15 protein-coding genes are annotated in these 14,898 nt (G+C 68.6%); 9 read left to right on the forward strand and 6 right to left on the reverse strand.

Annotation, left to right across the window (positions count from 1 at the left end; all coding sequences use genetic code 11):
* Positions 1 to 10 precede the first annotated feature (10 nt).
* The 3 genes from NGR01S_RS04070 to NGR01S_RS04080 form a co-directional block, all read right to left on the reverse strand.
* Positions 11 to 1,477 (reverse strand): aldehyde dehydrogenase family protein, encoded by a 1,467-nt coding sequence (locus NGR01S_RS04070; protein ID WP_063034776.1) that lies wholly within the window; start codon positions 1,475 to 1,477, stop codon positions 11 to 13.
* A 158-nt stretch (positions 1,478 to 1,635) separates the two neighbouring features.
* Entirely contained in the window at positions 1,636 to 2,817 is a 1,182-nt protein-coding gene (locus tag NGR01S_RS04075; protein ID WP_063034777.1) for a 4-hydroxybenzoate 3-monooxygenase, read from the reverse strand.
* Complete coding sequence (locus tag NGR01S_RS04080) at positions 2,814 to 4,055, reverse strand: MFS transporter (RefSeq protein WP_063034778.1); 1,242 nt, start codon at positions 4,053 to 4,055, stop codon at positions 2,814 to 2,816. Before NGR01S_RS04080 ends, NGR01S_RS04075 begins: the two co-directional genes overlap by 4 nt.
* A gap of 124 nt (positions 4,056 to 4,179) precedes the next feature.
* Here NGR01S_RS04080 and NGR01S_RS04085 point away from each other — a divergent pair, with 124 nt between their 5' ends.
* Complete coding sequence (locus tag NGR01S_RS04085) at positions 4,180 to 5,088, forward strand: LysR family transcriptional regulator (protein WP_063034779.1); 909 nt, start codon at positions 4,180 to 4,182, stop codon at positions 5,086 to 5,088.
* 25 nt (positions 5,089 to 5,113) lie between these two features.
* On the opposite strand, the gene NGR01S_RS04090 is transcribed toward NGR01S_RS04085, so the two are convergent.
* Together NGR01S_RS04090 and NGR01S_RS04095 are read right to left on the reverse strand one after the other, a co-directional pair.
* Positions 5,114 to 5,770: a CoA transferase subunit B gene (locus NGR01S_RS04090; protein ID WP_063034780.1), complete on the reverse strand. Its 657-nt coding sequence runs from the start codon at positions 5,768 to 5,770 to the stop codon at positions 5,114 to 5,116.
* Positions 5,767 to 6,513: a CoA transferase subunit A gene (locus NGR01S_RS04095; RefSeq protein WP_063034781.1), complete on the reverse strand. Its 747-nt coding sequence runs from the start codon at positions 6,511 to 6,513 to the stop codon at positions 5,767 to 5,769. Before NGR01S_RS04095 ends, NGR01S_RS04090 begins: the two co-directional genes overlap by 4 nt.
* Positions 6,514 to 6,661: 148 nt before the next feature.
* On the opposite strand from NGR01S_RS04095, the gene pcaH reads away from it, so the two are divergent.
* Genes pcaH through NGR01S_RS04130 form a run of 7 tightly spaced genes read left to right on the forward strand, consistent with a single transcriptional unit; the run spans position 6,662 to position 13,206 of the window.
* The gene (pcaH, locus tag NGR01S_RS04100; RefSeq protein ID WP_063034782.1) at positions 6,662 to 7,384 is read left to right on the forward strand and encodes a protocatechuate 3,4-dioxygenase subunit beta; all 723 of its coding nucleotides are present in this window, start codon (positions 6,662 to 6,664) and stop codon (positions 7,382 to 7,384) included.
* Complete coding sequence (gene pcaG, locus NGR01S_RS04105) at positions 7,377 to 8,003, forward strand: protocatechuate 3,4-dioxygenase subunit alpha (RefSeq protein ID WP_063034783.1); 627 nt, start codon at positions 7,377 to 7,379, stop codon at positions 8,001 to 8,003. Before pcaH ends, pcaG begins: the two co-directional genes overlap by 8 nt.
* A gap of 4 nt (positions 8,004 to 8,007) precedes the next feature.
* Positions 8,008 to 9,366 (forward strand): lyase family protein, encoded by a 1,359-nt coding sequence (locus tag NGR01S_RS04110; RefSeq protein WP_157107105.1) that lies wholly within the window; start codon positions 8,008 to 8,010, stop codon positions 9,364 to 9,366.
* Between the two features lie 36 nt (positions 9,367 to 9,402).
* Positions 9,403 to 10,635 (forward strand): bifunctional 3-oxoadipate enol-lactonase/4-carboxymuconolactone decarboxylase PcaDC, encoded by a 1,233-nt coding sequence (gene pcaDC / locus NGR01S_RS04115; RefSeq protein ID WP_063034785.1) that lies wholly within the window; start codon positions 9,403 to 9,405, stop codon positions 10,633 to 10,635.
* On the forward strand, positions 10,632 to 11,411 hold the full coding sequence (locus NGR01S_RS04120) for an IclR family transcriptional regulator domain-containing protein (protein WP_063034786.1): 780 nt from the start codon (positions 10,632 to 10,634) through the stop codon (positions 11,409 to 11,411). The genes pcaDC and NGR01S_RS04120 overlap by 4 nt, the downstream gene beginning before the upstream one ends.
* Before the next feature lie 18 nt (positions 11,412 to 11,429).
* The gene (locus NGR01S_RS04125) at positions 11,430 to 12,641 is read left to right on the forward strand and encodes an acetyl-CoA C-acetyltransferase (RefSeq protein ID WP_063034787.1); all 1,212 of its coding nucleotides are present in this window, start codon (positions 11,430 to 11,432) and stop codon (positions 12,639 to 12,641) included.
* 52 nt (positions 12,642 to 12,693) lie between these two features.
* Positions 12,694 to 13,206 carry a nitroreductase/quinone reductase family protein gene (locus NGR01S_RS04130; protein WP_063034788.1) on the forward strand — a complete coding sequence of 171 codons (513 nt, stop codon included), beginning with the start codon at positions 12,694 to 12,696 and terminating at the stop codon, positions 13,204 to 13,206.
* 222 nt (positions 13,207 to 13,428) lie between these two features.
* Here the strand turns inward: NGR01S_RS04130 and NGR01S_RS04135 are convergent, their stop codons facing one another.
* The gene (locus NGR01S_RS04135; RefSeq protein WP_063034789.1) at positions 13,429 to 13,866 is read right to left on the reverse strand and encodes a MarR family winged helix-turn-helix transcriptional regulator; all 438 of its coding nucleotides are present in this window, start codon (positions 13,864 to 13,866) and stop codon (positions 13,429 to 13,431) included.
* A gap of 110 nt (positions 13,867 to 13,976) precedes the next feature.
* Here NGR01S_RS04135 and NGR01S_RS04140 point away from each other — a divergent pair, with 110 nt between their 5' ends.
* Positions 13,977 to 14,891, forward strand: a complete 915-nt coding sequence (locus tag NGR01S_RS04140) for an SDR family NAD(P)-dependent oxidoreductase (RefSeq protein WP_063034790.1) — start codon at positions 13,977 to 13,979, stop codon at positions 14,889 to 14,891.
* Positions 14,892 to 14,898: the final 7 nt, after the last annotated feature.

The raw sequence follows: 14,898 nt of genomic DNA on the forward strand, positions 1-14,898 counted from the left end.
CGTGGCCGAATCAGAACGGGTACCGCTGGATCTCGGATTGCACAGTGATCCACTGGGTTTCGGTGAACGTATCGAGGTTGGCGGTCGGCCCGCCGAACCGGCCGCCGGCTCCGGAGGCCTTCAGACCGCCGAACGGAATCGGCGCCTCGTCGTCCACGGTCTGATCGTTGATGTGCACGGCGCCCGAGACGATCCGGTCGGCGAGTTCGTAGGCCTTGAACGCGTCACCGGTGAGGATACCCACGGACAGACCGTATTCGGAGGCATTGATGATATCCACGGCCTCCTCGACCGTGTCGTAGACCAGGACCGGCGCCACCGGGCCGAAGATCTCCTCGGTCCAGGCGGGATTGTCCGGGGTGAGACCGGTGAGAACGGTCGGTCGATAGAACAGATCCGTGAACTGCCCGCCCGCGGCCACCGTAGCGCCCGCATCGACGGCCGCGGTGACCAGTCCGTGGACCCGGTCGCGCTGGCCGGCATCGATGATCGGACCCAGCACGTTGCCCGGGTCGGTGGGATCGCCCACCGGAATGTGCTGCGCCTTGTCCACCAGGGCTGCCACGTACTCCTCGGCGACGGACCGGTGCACGAGATGCCGGCCGGTGGTCATGCAGATCTGCCCCTGGTGCAGGAACGAACCCCAGGCACCCGCCGACGCGGCCGCCTGCACGTCCGCATCGGGTAGCACCAGCAGCGCATTGTTACCGCCCAGCTCGAGGTGCAGCTTCTTGAGCAGCGGCCCGGCCGCCGCGGCGATCCGGCGACCGGCGGCCGTGGAACCGGTGAACGACAGGCACGGGATCCGCGGGTGTTCGATCATCGCCGCACCCAGGTCGCCGCCGCCGGGCAGTACGTGCAGCACTCCAACAGGTAATCCCGCGTCCCGCAGCACTTCGGCCAGGGCCAGCCCGCCCGAGATCGGGGTACGCGGATCCGGTTTGAGGATTACCGCGTTACCCAGGGCGAGCGCCGGTGCGACCGAGCGCATCGACAGGATGGCGGGGAAGTTGAACGGCGAGATCACGCCCACGATTCCCACCGGAATCCGGCGGGCCATCGACAGGCGCGGTTTCCCGGACCGCAGCATCTCCCCGTACGGATGCGCGGCCAGGGCCGCGGACTCCTGGAGTTCGCTCGTCACCAGACCGACCTCGAAGGCCGCCTTACCCTGCCCCGACCCCGCTTCGGCCACCAGCCAGGAGCCGAGCCGGTCCGGATTCTCGCCCAGCAGCTGCGCGGCGCGCAGCAGGACGGCCACTCGTTCGTCATAGGTGCGCGCCGCCCAGTCCTGTTGCGCCGCCGTGGCCGAGCGCACCGCTGTCTCCAGTTCGGCGGTCCCGGCTTCGCCCACGGTGTCGAGCACCGCCCCGGTGGCCGGCGAGACCACGGGCAGGGTGCGGGAGGTCGGACGGAAGCTGCCGTCGAACAGCGCGGCGCGCCAAGCGGTGGCGGCCGAATCGGCGGTGGTGGTCATAGCGAACTCCTGAAATGCGGTGTCGTGCGTAGCAGAGGTGGCCGCGAGGACGAGTATCCTCGCCGCACCCGTCCGCTGTGTCGATCGCCCGTGTCCGATGGCGCGGACCGGGCACCGGCCCTGCGCTCACGCGTAGATCCGGCAGCGGGCGACCGCAATCAGGCCGCCTGCTGCCACCCGGTATAGGCCTCCGCCAGATAGGCGGCGCCGTGCCGGGAACCGGTGACCAGCGCCAGTTCGCCGCGCTGCCGGGCGATATCGAACGGGGACGCCCCCTCCACGGAGTGGAGCATGGTGGTCATCCAGTACGAGAAGTGCTGGGCCTTCCATACCCGGTCGAGAGCACGGTCGGTGTAGCGGTCCAGGGCCTCGTCTCCGGCGCCGGCCAGGAAATCGGTGATCGCCTCGTGCAGTACGCGCACATCGGCGAGCGCCAGGTTGAGCCCTTTGGCTCCGGTCGGCGGTACGGTGTGCGCGGCATCGCCGGCGAGCAACAACCGCCCGTAGCGCATCGGGGCGGTGACGAAGGAGCGGAACGGCAGCACCATCTTCGCGCTGATCGGCCCCTCCTGGATCTCGAAACCGTTCCCGTTCACCCGGCGGCGCATCTCCGCCCAGATCCGGTCGTCGTCCCAGTCCTCGGGCCGCTCGCCGGGCGAGCACTGGAAATACATCCGCTGCATCGTGGGCGTGCGCTGGCTCACCAGCGCGAAGCCGTGCTCGGACTGCGCGTAGATCAGTTCCGGATGCGAGGGCGGTGCCTCGGCGAGGAACCCGAACCAGGCGAACGGGTATTCGCGGAACCATTCACCGCGGGTCCCGGCCGGGAAGGCTTTGCGGCAGATCGACCGGGAGCCGTCGGAACCGACCACCAGCTCCGCCTCGATCCGGCCGGGGCGACCGTCGGCATCGATGAAGGACACCACTGGCCGTGCGCCGGAGGTGTCGACCACGGTATCGGCGACGCCGTAGCGCACATCGCCCCCGTCGATCTCGCGGCGGGCCGCCAGATCGATGAAGACATCGTTCTGGGGGTACAGCCAGACGGATTCACCGACCAGCTCCTGGAAGTCGATGCGGTGGTTCTCGCCACCGAACCGGAACACCACACCGTCGTGGCGGTCACCGTCGGTGATCACCCGATCGGACACCCCGGAGTCGACCAAGGTGCGCACCGACCCCGCTTCGAGGATTCCGGCGCGGATGGTGGTGGCGATATCGTGCCGGCTGCGGATATCGATGACCACCGAGTCGATTCCGGATCGGTGCAGGAGATGGGAGAGCAGCAGCCCGGCCGGGCCCGCCCCGACAATCGCTACCTGGGTCCGAGTGGTGGTCACAGTGCGTACTCCTTCGTATCGTCGCGTCCGGTGCCGAGTGCCGAGGCCGTGGGTTCCGAGTGCCGGGCGGCCAGGCGGGGAACCGTCGCCAGCGCGAGCAACCCGATCGCGGCGACCACCGCGAAGAAGTAGAAACCCCACGGATGGGCGGAACCGGCCACGATGAGCGCCCCGGTGATACTCGGCCCGAAGATGGCGCCGAGGCGGCCGACCGCGGAAGCGAGACCGAGCGCGGTCGCGCGGACCTCGGCCGGGTAGGCCTGCGTGATATAGGCGTAGACCAACACCTGGGCCGAGAAGACGAAGATACCGGTCACCAGCACCAGGGCATTGAGCAGGAACGTGTTCGGCACTTTGATGCTCAGCAGGGCGAGCAGCACCGCGGCCGCACCGAACCAGATCAGGATGGTCGGTTTGGTGCCGCGCCGGTCGGCCAGGGTCCCCGCGACGATCAGGCCGATGATGGCGCCGATATTCAGCACCAGCAGCAGGGTCAGCGACGTGGACATGTTGTATCCGGCGTCGCGCATCAGTTTCGGCAGCCAAGTGTTGAGTCCGTAGACCAGCAGCAGACCCATGAACGACCCGACCCACACGCCGAGGGTGGTGCGCAGGTATTTCGGCTGCAGGACCACAGTGGGGCCGACGCGTTCGGTCTTGCTCTGGGCCGCCAGATAGGCATCGGATTCGGGCAACTTCCACCACATGAGGGGCAGCAGCAGGAAACCGGCGATACCGCCGGCATAGAACAGGATCTCCCAGTTCGGTACGAGCCAGAGCGCGAACAGTGAGGCCAGGACCGCACCGAAGTGGTAGCCGGTCATGGTGAAGGTACTGGCGAAGGCCCGGCGCGAGGCGGGCATGTGTTCGGCCATGAAGGTGAGGGCGGTCGGCATACAGGCGCCGAGACCGAGCCCGGCGAGCAACCGGAAGGCGCCGAACACGGCTACCGATCCGGCCCACGGCACCGCGACGGTGAACACCGAGAACAGGGCGATCGAGGCCAGCAGTACCGAGCGCCGGCCGTAGCGATCGGCGAGCAGACCGACTCCGGCGGCACCGATGGCCACGCCGACCAGGGAGATGGTCGCCGCGAAGGTCGCGCCCGAGGCCGTGAACCCGGCGTGGTTCTCGTCGATCAGTGTCGGAATGACCGCACCGAGGACGACGAGGTCGTACCCGTCGAGCAGCACGGTGAGCCAGCACAGCGCGGCAGGCCACGACAGCAGTTTGTTCATGATGGGGTTCTCTTCTGATCTTCGGGTCGCCACGATGCGACCCGGCTTGTGACGGCACTCACGCTAAGCTCCGCTTCCTCAGAAATCCAATAGATGATTTTCTGAAGTGGAATAGAGGAGATCTATGGCATTCGAGGTGGACCTCAACCTGGTCCGGACATTCGTCCTGCTCTACGAGACGCGCAGCGTCACAGCCGCGGCCGATCTGCTGGGCGTCACTCAGCCGACCGTCAGCTACGGCCTGGGCAAATTGCGTAGGCGGCTCGACGACGAACTGTTCGTCCGCGGGCCCGGCGGCCTGGTGCCGACCTCGGAATCCGAACGGCTGTACCCGCCACTGCGCGCCGCACTGGCGGAGGTCACCGAAACACTCGGCGCGACCACGGACTTCGATCCGGGCCGGCCCACCCGCTTCACCCTGGGACTCTCGGATCTGGGGGAGGTAACGGTACTGCCGCTGGTCCTGGCCGAACTGGCAGCCCAGGCGCCACAGGCGGGTCTGCAGGTCCAGGCCTTCGACCTCGACACCGCGACCGATCGGCTGGCCCGCGGCGAGATGGACGCCATCGTGGCCAGCCCGGTCCTCGATTCGCCCCGGCTGCGCCGGACACCCCTGTTCACCGAGGGGTACGCGGGTATGGTCGCCGCCGATCATCCCCGGCTGGGCACCGGCACACCGACGCACGGCGAGCTCGAGCGGGAGCGACACGTGGTGGTGGACGGCGGCAGCGGACATCTGGGTCCGCGCCGGGCACTGGGCGAACACCGGCTGGAGAGCCGCATCGCGGTCCGGGTCACCCGGTTCGCGACACTCCCGTACGTGGTGCAGGACAGCGAACTGGTCGCGATCGTCCCGGAGCGAGTCGCCCGCGCGCTGGCCCGGACCCATTCGGTGCGGATCTTCGCGCTGCCCTGGCCCATCGAACCGGTCGAGGTGGCCGCCTACACCCGGCACGCACCCGGACGCAGCGCCGCCCAGCGCTTCTTCCTGGAGGTGATCCGGACGGCCATGGGCAAGCTGCCGGCCCTGTGAACCGGCCGAAATCACGACATCGCTCTCAACCGACCCGCTCGACCAGCGCGTCGTCGACCTCGACGGCCGCGCCGGTGGCCGCGCGGACGTCGGCGACGGTCACCCCGGGCGCGGTTTCCACCAGCACCAGTCCACGCTCGGTCACGTCGAGCACGCCCATATCGGTGATGATCCGGTCCACACAGCCCAGACCGGTCAGCGGCAGGGTGCATTCTTCGACGATCTTGGGCTCCCCCGACCGCGAGACATGATCCATCATCACGATCACCCGCCGGGCGCCGTGCACCAGATCCATGGCGCCGCCCATCCCCTTGACCATCTTCCCCGGAATCATCCAGTTGGCCAGATCGCCGCGAGCGCTGACCTGCATGGCGCCCAGCACCGCTACATCGACCTGACCGCCGCGGATCATGCCGAAGGACTGCGCGGAATCGAAGAACGAGGCGCCGGGCAATACGGTGATGGTTTCCTTGCCGGCATTGATCAGTTCGGGATCGAGTTCGTCGTCGGTCGGGTACGGGCCCACCCCGAGGACACCGTTCTCCGAATGCAGCACGACGGTGATATCGCCGGGCAGATAGTTGGGCACCAGCGTCGGCATCCCGATGCCGAGGTTGACGTACTGGCCGTCGGTGAGTTCGGCGGCGACCCGGGCCGCCATCTGTTCGCGGGTCAGCGTCATGCGCGCACCGTCCTGTTCTCGATTCCTACTTCGACCTTGCCGACGGGTACGACCCGCTGGACCTGGATCCCCGGGGTGTGCACCTGGTCGGGGTCCAGTTCGCCCGGTTCCACCAAATGCTCGACCTGGGCGATGGTGATCCGGCCCGCCGCGGCCGCGGGCGGGTTGAAGTTGCGGGCGCTGGCGCGATAGACGAGGTTGCCGTGCCGGTCGCCCTTCCAGGCGTGGACCAGCGCATAGTCGGTGACGATGCCCCGCTCGAGCACATAGGTGACCCCGTCGAATACCCGGGTCTCCTTCGGCGGTGAGGCCACCGCGATGCCCCCCGCGCCGTCGTAGCGCAGCGGCAATCCACCCTCGGCGACCTGGGTGCCGACACCGGCCGGGGTGAAGAAGGCCGGAATTCCGGCGCCCCCGGCCCGCATCCGCTCGGCGAGGGTGCCCTGCGGGGTGAGCTCGACCTCGAGTTCGCCGGACAGGTACTGGCGGGCGAACTCCTCGTTGGCGCCGACATAGGAGCTGATGGTCCGGCGGATCCGGTGCGCCGCGAGCAGCACCCCGAGACCGAAGCCGTTGGTGCCGCAGTTGTTGCTGACGACCTCCAGATCGGTGGCGCCCTGGTCGAGCAGCGCGTTGATCAGTATTTCCGGGATCCCGACCAGCCCGAATCCGCCGACGGCCAGGGAAGAGCCGTCGGGGATATCGGCGACCGCTTCGGCGGCTGTGGCAATGACTTTGTCCATCACGCGCTCCACAGTAACCAGAATTGTGCGGAATGTGAACTCATGTGCGTATAGTGAACTTCGCGCACGGTCATTGATCCGGTCCGAGCCGGGCCCTATGCTGTTCGCATCCCGTAGCAATGTCCACATCCCGAACGTGAGGTCGCGCATGCTCCAATTGCCCCCGCGGTACCGCGGTATCGACAAGGACGAGGAAGCACCGCTCGACTTCGCCGATTACCGCACCACCGCCCTCCGCCACCCGAAACAGCCGCTGATCCTGCTCCCCCAGCGACTCGGCGAACTCACCGGTCCGGTGCTCGGCGAAGGCCGGATCACCGAGGCGGACGCCGATCTGACACTGGCCCGTGGTGGCGAGGCGGCCGGGCAGCGTATCGTCGTCCACGGCCGCGTCCTCGACAGCGACCGCAAACCGGTACCGAACACATTGGTCGAGGTCTGGCAGGCCAATGCCGCCGGGCGCTACCGGCACCAGGGCGACCAGTGGCCGGCCCCGCTGGACCCGCATTTCGACGGCGTCGGCCGGGTACTCACCGACCGCGACGGTCACTACTCGTTCACCACGATCAAGCCGGGCATCTATCCGTGGCGCAACCACCACAATGCGTGGCGCCCCGCCCATATCCATTTCTCGCTGTTCGGGCGCGCCTTCACCCAGCGCCTGGTGACCCAGATGTACTTTCCGGACGACCCGATGTTCTTCCAGGACCCGATCTACAACTCGGTCCCCGACGGCGCCCGCCAGCGCATGGTGAGCACATTCGACTACGAGGCCACCACCGACAACTGGGCGGTGGGCTACCGGTTCGACATCGTGCTACGCGGCCGCGACGCGACCCCGTTCGAGGAGGACGACGACCACGATGAATGACACCGATTTCGCCCCCCGCTATCCGGTGACCACCGGCGATTTCACCACGGTGGAGTTCGGCCCCACCCCGTCACAGACCGTGGGCCCCTTCCTCCATATCGGACTCCCCTGGCCGGACGGCCCCGATGTGGTCGCCCCCGGCACGGACGGCGCCATCACCGTCACAGTGACGGTGAGCGACGGGGCCCGGACACCGGTCGCGGACGCGCTCGTGGAGGTCTGGCAGGCCAATCGCGACGGCGTATTCGAGCATCCGGACGACCCGCGCCCGCAGACCGACCCCGCTTTCCGCGGTTTCGGCCGCTGCCCCGCCGACGCGACCGGCACCGTCCGGTTCACCACGGTAAAACCCGGAGCCCTCACCGGCAGCGACGGGGAAACCGAAGCGCCGCATCTGAACGTGTCGATTTTCGCGCGCGGCATACTCAACCGACTGGTCACCCGGCTCTACTTCGCCGACGAAGAGTCCGCCAACGCCGCCGATCCTGTTCTGGCCGCGCTGCCCGCGCCCCAGCGGAACAAGCTGATCGCCCGCGCCACCGCCGAGGGCTACCACCTCGACATCGTCGTACAGGACGCCGATCCGGACGGCGCCGAGACGCCGTTCTTCCACTTCTAGGAGGATCCGAGTGCCGCGTGGAGAGCTGTTCGATCCGCTTTTCGGGGCGGCCGAACTCGGCGCCGCCCTGTCCGACCGCGCCTGGATCACCGCACTGATCCAGGTCGAGTGCGCGCTGGCCCGCGCCCAGGCCGCCACCGGGGTGCTCGACGAGGAATACGCGAACGCCATCGACGCGGCGGGACCGGAGTTGGCCGGACGACTGGACCCGGAGCAGCTCGGCGGTGCCGCGGTGACCGGCGGTAACCCGGTCATTCCGCTCGTCGGCGAACTGCGCCGGGCCTGCGCGGCGGCGCACGTGCCCCCGGCGGCCGTCCACAAGGGCGCCACCAGCCAGGACATCCTCGACAACGCCCTGGCACTGCTGGCCCAGCGGGCGGGGACGCTGATCGTGGACGACCTGCGCGCCGCGGCGGACTCCGCCGCGACCCTGGCCCGCGGCCACCGGGACACCCCGATGGCCGCGCGCACCCTCGGTCAACAGGCCCTGCCCACCACCTTCGGTGCGCTGGCGGCCGGCTGGTGCGTCGCACTCGACCGGGCGGCGGGCTCGGTCACCGCCGCGCTGGCCGACCTGCCGGTCCAGTTCGGCGGTGCCGCGGGGACCCTCGCCGCGCTGTACCCGCACGGTCCGGCGGTCGCCGACGCGCTCGCGGCGGAATTGGGGCTGGCGCCGCAGCGGGTGCCGTGGCACACCGACCGCACGCCCCTCGCCGAACTCGCCACCGCCTTGGGCGTGGCCGCCGGTGCGGTGAGCAAGGTCGCCACCGATATCGTGACGCTGTCCGCTACCGAAATCAATGAGGTGAGCGAGGATTCGCCCGGTGGTTCGTCGGCGATGCCCCATAAGCGGAACTCGGTGGCCGCGATCACCGCACGCGCCGCGGCCCGGCGCGTCCCCGGGCTGGTCGCGACCGCGCTCGGCGCGATGGACCACGAAATGCAGCGTGCCGCCGGAGCCTGGCACGCCGAATGGGAAACCGTCACCGACTTGCTCCGCCTGACCGGCGGCGCCGCCCACCGGCTGGCCCAGAGCCTGGCCGGGCTGCGGGTCGATCCCACGGCGATGTCGCGCAATCTCGCCGTCACCGGCGGATTGCTGCTGGCCGAACGAGTGACCGCGGCGCTCTCCGAGCACACCGAACGGGCGCGCGAGATCGTCACCGCCGCAGCCACCGCCGACCCACCGGCATTGGACAGCGATCCCGAGATCGTCGAATTCCTGGGTGCCGACCGGGTCCGGGAACTGCTGGACCCCGCCGGATATCTGGGCCACGCAGCCGATTTCGTCACGCGGGTACTCGACGAACGCGGTGACGAGACCGGCGGGCCGGACACCGACCAAGCCACCGGGCCACAGTGACCCGCGACCGAGAACGAACCGAACGGAAAAGGTGATATGGCGTCGACCGCAGCGGAACCGACCACGAGCGTCGAACTCTCCTACCAGGCCTTCGGCCCCACCGGGGACGCGCCGACCGTCGTCCTGCTGGGCTCGCTCGGTTCGAACCGGTCGATGTGGGACCCGCAGATCGCCGCGCTGGCCGCCGGCCACGAGGTACTCGCCGTCGAGCTGCGCGGGCACGGCGACTCTCCCTCTCCGGCAGGTGATTACACCGTCGCCGAACTCGCCGGTGATGTCCTCGCGCTGCTGGACCGGGTGGGCCGCGACGCGGTGCACCTGATCGGATTGTCGCTCGGCGGTGCGGTCGCCCAGCGGATCGCCGCCTACCATCCCACCCGGGTCCGCACCCTGACCCTGCTCTGCACCGCCGCGAAATTCGGTAGCCCGCAGACCTGGCTCGACCGGGCCGCCGCGGTGCGCGCCGAGGGCACCGGATCTCTCGCCGAGGCCGTGGTGGGCCGCTGGTTCACCGACGGCCTCGCCGCCCGTGACCCCGAGCTCGTCGCCCGCAGCCGGGCCATGGTCGCCGCCACGCCGGACGCGGGCTACGCCGCCTGCTGTGTCGCCCTCGCGCACTGGGACGGGCGCCCCGATCTCGCCCGGATCACCGCACCCACCCTGGTGATCGCGGGCGCCCAGGACCCGGCCACCACCCCCGGCGATATGCGGAGCCTCGCCGACGGGATCGCGGATTCCGTACTGCACGTGCTCGATCCCGCCGCCCACCTGGCCAATGTCGAACAGGCCGGACCGGTATCGGCACTGATCACCGCGCATATCGCCGGCCGGCGCGAACGTGCCGCGGCATTCGAGCAGGGGATGCGGGTGCGGCGCGCGGTGCTCGGCGACGCCCATGTCGACCGCGCCGTCGCCGGAACCACCGAATTCACCGAGCCGTTCCAGGATTTCATCACCCGCACCGCCTGGGGCGATGTCTGGAGCCGACCCGGCCTGGATCAGCACACCCGGCGGCTGCTCACCCTCGCCGTGCTCACCGCCGTGGGCAACACCCACGAGCTCGATATGCATATACGCGCCGCACTGCGGACCGGCCTCGAGCCGGCCGAGCTCGCCGAGGTATTCCTGCACACCGCGGTCTACGCGGGTGTGCCGAACAGTAACCTCGCCTTCGGACTCGGCAAGGCGGCGCTGGCCGACGGTGTCGGGTCCCGCCCGGCCGACGACACCGCGGCCGGACCCGCCGACGAGGAAATACACCGACCATGACCGAACCCTCACCGGACTACGTGCAGTCGCTGGGCCGCGGCCTCGCCGTGATCCGCTCCTTCGACGCCGGCCATCCCCGGCGCACACTCAGCGAGGTCGCCAAGGCCACCGACCTGACCCGGGCGACCGCGCGCCGCTTCCTGCTGACCCTGGTGGAACTGGGGTATGTGCGCACCGACGGCTCGCTGTTCTGGCTCACCCCCCGCGTATTGGAGCTCGGCTACAGCTATCTGTCGAGTCTGAGCCTGCCAGAGGTCGCGGGACCTCATTTGGAAAGCCTGGCCAACCAGGTGCACGAATCGACCTCGGTCTCCATCCTCGACGGCGAGGACATCGTGTATGTGGCCCGGGTACCGGTCAGTCGCATCATGACCGTCTCGATCACCATCGGCACCCGCTTCCCCGCCTACAGCACCTCGATGGGCCGGGTACTGCTGGCCGGGCTCTCCGCGGCGGCGTTCGAGGAATATCTGGCGAAAGTCACCCTCACCCCGCTCACCGACCGCACCGTCCTCACCGCCGACGAACTGCGTGAACAGGTACGCCGCACCCGGGAATCCAGCTACTGCCTGGTCGACCAGGAACTCGAGCAGGGGTTGCGCTCGATGGCCGCCCCCATCCGCGATCACACCGGCACGGTGTGCGCCGCGGTGAACATCTCCACCCACGCCGCCCGCTACACCGCCGAGCGCGTACGGGCCGACCTGCTGCCCCCGCTGCTCGCCACGGCCGCGGCCATCAGCACCGATCTCGCGCAGGTCCAGAACCGCGCCTGAGCACCACGAAGGAATGCCATGATCGACGCCGTCATCTGCGAACCCCTGCGCACCCCGGTGGGCCGGTTCGGCGGGGTGTTCAAGGATGTCGCCCCGGAAACCCTGGCCGCCGGCCTGATCACCGAACTCCTCCATCGCACCGGCCTATCCGCGGACCAGATCGACGACGTCGTCCTCGGCCAGGCCTCCCCCAACGGCGAGGCGCCCGCGATCGGCCGGGTCGCGGCACTCGACGCCGGGCTCGGGGTCGAGGTGCCCGGCCTGCAGGTGGACCGACGCTGCGGGTCTGGACTGCAGGCCGTGTTGCAGGCGTGTATGCAGGTCGCCACCGGCGGCAGCGATCTGGTGCTGGCCGGCGGTACAGAATCCATGAGCCGGGCGGAGTTCTACGCCACCGATATGCGCTGGGGCGTCAAGGGCGACGGTATCGCCCTGAACGACCGGCTGGCCCGGGCCCGGGTCAGCGCGGGCGGTAGGAATTTCCCGGTTCCGGGCGGCATGATCGAAACCGCGGAGAATCTGCGGGCCGAATACTCCATCGGCCGCGCGGATCAGGACGCGCTGGCGGTGCAGTCACACCAGCGGGCCGTCGCCGCCCAGCGGGCCGGTCGGTTCGCCGACGAAATCGTCGGGGTGGCGGTCCCGCAGCGGAAATCGGACCCGATAGTCATCGACACCGACGAACACCCCCGGGCCGACACCACTGTGGAGGCCCTGGCGAAATTGCGCCCGATCCGCGGCGGTGTCGATCCCGACGCGACCGTGACCGCCGGTAACGCCAGCGGTCAGAACGACGGGGCCGCGCTGTGTATCGTCACCACCGTCGCGCGCGCCCGCACCCTGGGCCTGCGGCCACTCGCCCGTCTCGCTTCCTGGGCCGTCGCCGGAGTACCACCACGCACCATGGGCATCGGACCGGTTCCCGCGACCGAAAAGGCATTGGCGAGAATGGATCTCTCGCTCGACGACATGTCGGTCATCGAACTCAACGAAGCCTTCGCCGCGCAGACCCTCGCGGTTCTGCGCAACTGGAAGATCGAACCCGACGACGAACGCCTCAACCCCAACGGCTCGGGTATCTCACTGGGCCACCCGGTGGGCGCTACCGGAGCCCGCATCCTCGCCACCCTGCTGCGCGAGCTGGACCGCCGCGAGGGCCGCTACGCCTTGGAAACCATGTGTATCGGCGGTGGACAAGGGCTCGCAGCCGTTTTCGAACGCATCATCTAGACCCGGGTCGTTCAGGACGATAACTGTCCTGAATCCACGAAACACTCGAACCATGAGCGAAACCGACTCGATCACGGGACAGCCGGAACAGGCCGACATCACCGACTACAACGATCCGAACGCGCCGTGGAACCAGGCCTGGGACCAGGAGGGCGGTATCGCCGACTGGAACGATGATGTGATCAAGGAGTTCCGGGAGAACTCGGGCAGGGTGGGCGGCGCCTACGCGGGCGGGGACCTCATCCTGCTCACCACCACGGGAGCCAGGAGTGGCAAGCAGCACACGACTCCGCTGGGGCCCCTGTACCGGGACGACACCATGTACGTGAGCTCGTTCATCGAGGACAAGTACCCGGCCTGGTGGTACAACATCAAAGTGAATCCGCGGGTCACCATCGAGCTCCGGGACAAGACCTACCAGGCGACCGGCACGGTGCTCGAAGGGGCGGACTACGACGAGTTCGCGGCCTGGGTACTGGCCAACAACCCCCTGCTGGCAGACTTCCAGTCCAAGATCGACCGGCCCATACCGCTGGTCGTGCTGTCCCTCGACAGCGACGGCTGAGCGCTTCCAGGCACTGACCGCCGCTCCGAGCCGACACCGGGGATTTCTTGAAGGTCGAGTACGAGCCGGGGCGAATTCGAACGGCCTACACAGACCATCCTCGTCTTGCCGGCCACCCGCTCTTTTTCGCGGAGAACGGCGGGCGCGGTTATCGCCGTCGCGGGACGACTCATGGTGGTACGGCCGTACCGCGCGCCGGTACGGCAACACTCGCGGTACGGGTCACTCGTTGAGAACCACTGCGCGCAATGCCTCTTTCAAACTGTTCACGACACCGGCGGGCAGCCCGCCGAAGAGTCGCTCGTGCACTTCGTCGGCCCTGCGGTGCGCCTGTTCCAGCAGCTCACGGCCGGCGTCGGTGGCCACGATCAGTTTATTGCGCCGGTCCGCGGCGTCGGCGACCCGCTCGACGAGGCCGCGTCGTTCGAGATCGTCGATCAGCGCAACGATCTGGCTGGGGTCCAGGCCCAACGTCGCCGCGACGCTTCGCTGATTGACCCCCTCGGCCTGTTCACAGGCGAGGATGAGCACCGAGTAGGGACGCACCTTGAGGTCGACGGGGGCGAGCGCTCGGTTCACCTGTCCGGCTACCAATCCGCCGGCCCGGGACAGCAGAAAACCGAGGTCTTCGGCCAGTTGCACCTGCCGTGATCGAGACATCTACCCTCCTGTTCGCACCCTGCCCGGGAACACAGTAGCAGAAATAAATGATTGACTTTCTCAATGATAGATGTTTACTTGTGATGAGCAACTCTCCCGAAGGAGCCGAAGTGGATTTGAGCAACAAGGTGGCGGTCGTCACCGGCAGCGGACGTGGCCTCGGCCTCGCCTACGCGAAGGATCTCGCGCGCCACGGCGCTGCCGTCGTGATCAATGACGTCGACAAAGAAACCGCCGACAAGGCGGTCGCCGAGATCCGCGCACTCGGTGGCCGTACGGTCGCGGTGGTCGCCCCGGTCGGGCCCACCGAGACGGCGCAGCAATTGGTGGCGACAGCGGTCGAGGAATTCGGCCGACTCGACATCATGGTCACCAATGCCGGCATCCTCCGCGACGCCGTGGTGTGGAAGACGAGCGACGAGGCGTTCGACGCGGTGAACACCGTGCATCTGCGTGGCACCTTCACCTGTGTTCGCGAGGCAGTGCTGCGCTTCCGTGCGCAGGGCGCGGGCGGCCGCATCATCTGCATCGGCTCTCCCGCCGGCCAACGGGGCAACTTCGGCCAGACGAGCTACTCCGGCGCCAAGGCCGCCATCGTCGGTATGGTCCGCACCTGGTCGATGGAACTGCAGCGCGCCGGAATCACCGCGAACGCGGTCTGCCCGGTCGCGGCGACCGCGATGACCGAGACCATGCCGATCTTCCGACCCCATATCGAGTCGGCGAAAAAGACGGGCACGCTGCCCGCCCTGCTGCGGCGCGACATCGGCCTGGGCACCGCCGACGACGCCGCCGGGATCATCACCTTCCTGGCGAGCGACGAAGCCGCCGATATCACCGGTCAAGCCTTCGCCATCGGCGGTGACCGCGTCGCCCTCTGGACCCACCCCCAGCTCAGCGGTATCAGCTACCACGACAACGGCTGGTCCGCCGAGGACCTCGCCGCCGAATGGCCGAACCTGTCCGAACACCGCGAATCGGTCGGCGAGGAATTCCCCGCCGAACTGACCGGTGGCGGAAAGTGATGCGGCG

Origin of the sequence: Nocardia grenadensis NBRC 108939, assembly GCF_001613445.1 — a bacterium.
GTDB classification, from domain to species: Bacteria; Actinomycetota; Actinomycetes; order Mycobacteriales; family Mycobacteriaceae; genus Nocardia; species Nocardia grenadensis.

Bases quoted from the DNA above. Each gene is read 5' to 3' on its own strand.
- NGR01S_RS04070 (WP_063034776.1), bottom strand. From the start codon at position 1,477: ATGACCACCACCGCCGATTCGGCCGCCACCGCTTGGCGCGCCGCGCTG.
- NGR01S_RS04080 (WP_063034778.1), bottom strand. From the start codon at position 4,055: ATGAACAAACTGCTGTCGTGGCCTGCCGCGCTGTGCTGGCTCACCGTG.
- NGR01S_RS04085 (WP_063034779.1), top strand. From the start codon at position 4,180: ATGGCATTCGAGGTGGACCTCAACCTGGTCCGGACATTCGTCCTGCTC.
- NGR01S_RS04090 (WP_063034780.1), bottom strand. From the start codon at position 5,770: ATGACGCTGACCCGCGAACAGATGGCGGCCCGGGTCGCCGCCGAACTC.
- NGR01S_RS04095 (WP_063034781.1), bottom strand. From the start codon at position 6,513: ATGGACAAAGTCATTGCCACAGCCGCCGAAGCGGTCGCCGATATCCCC.
- pcaH (WP_063034782.1), top strand. From the start codon at position 6,662: ATGCTCCAATTGCCCCCGCGGTACCGCGGTATCGACAAGGACGAGGAA.
- pcaG (WP_063034783.1), top strand. From the start codon at position 7,377: ATGAATGACACCGATTTCGCCCCCCGCTATCCGGTGACCACCGGCGAT.
- pcaDC (WP_063034785.1), top strand. From the start codon at position 9,403: ATGGCGTCGACCGCAGCGGAACCGACCACGAGCGTCGAACTCTCCTAC.
- NGR01S_RS04120 (WP_063034786.1), top strand. From the start codon at position 10,632: ATGACCGAACCCTCACCGGACTACGTGCAGTCGCTGGGCCGCGGCCTC.
- NGR01S_RS04125 (WP_063034787.1), top strand. From the start codon at position 11,430: ATGATCGACGCCGTCATCTGCGAACCCCTGCGCACCCCGGTGGGCCGG.
- NGR01S_RS04130 (WP_063034788.1), top strand. From the start codon at position 12,694: ATGAGCGAAACCGACTCGATCACGGGACAGCCGGAACAGGCCGACATC.
- NGR01S_RS04135 (WP_063034789.1), bottom strand. From the start codon at position 13,866: ATGTCTCGATCACGGCAGGTGCAACTGGCCGAAGACCTCGGTTTTCTG.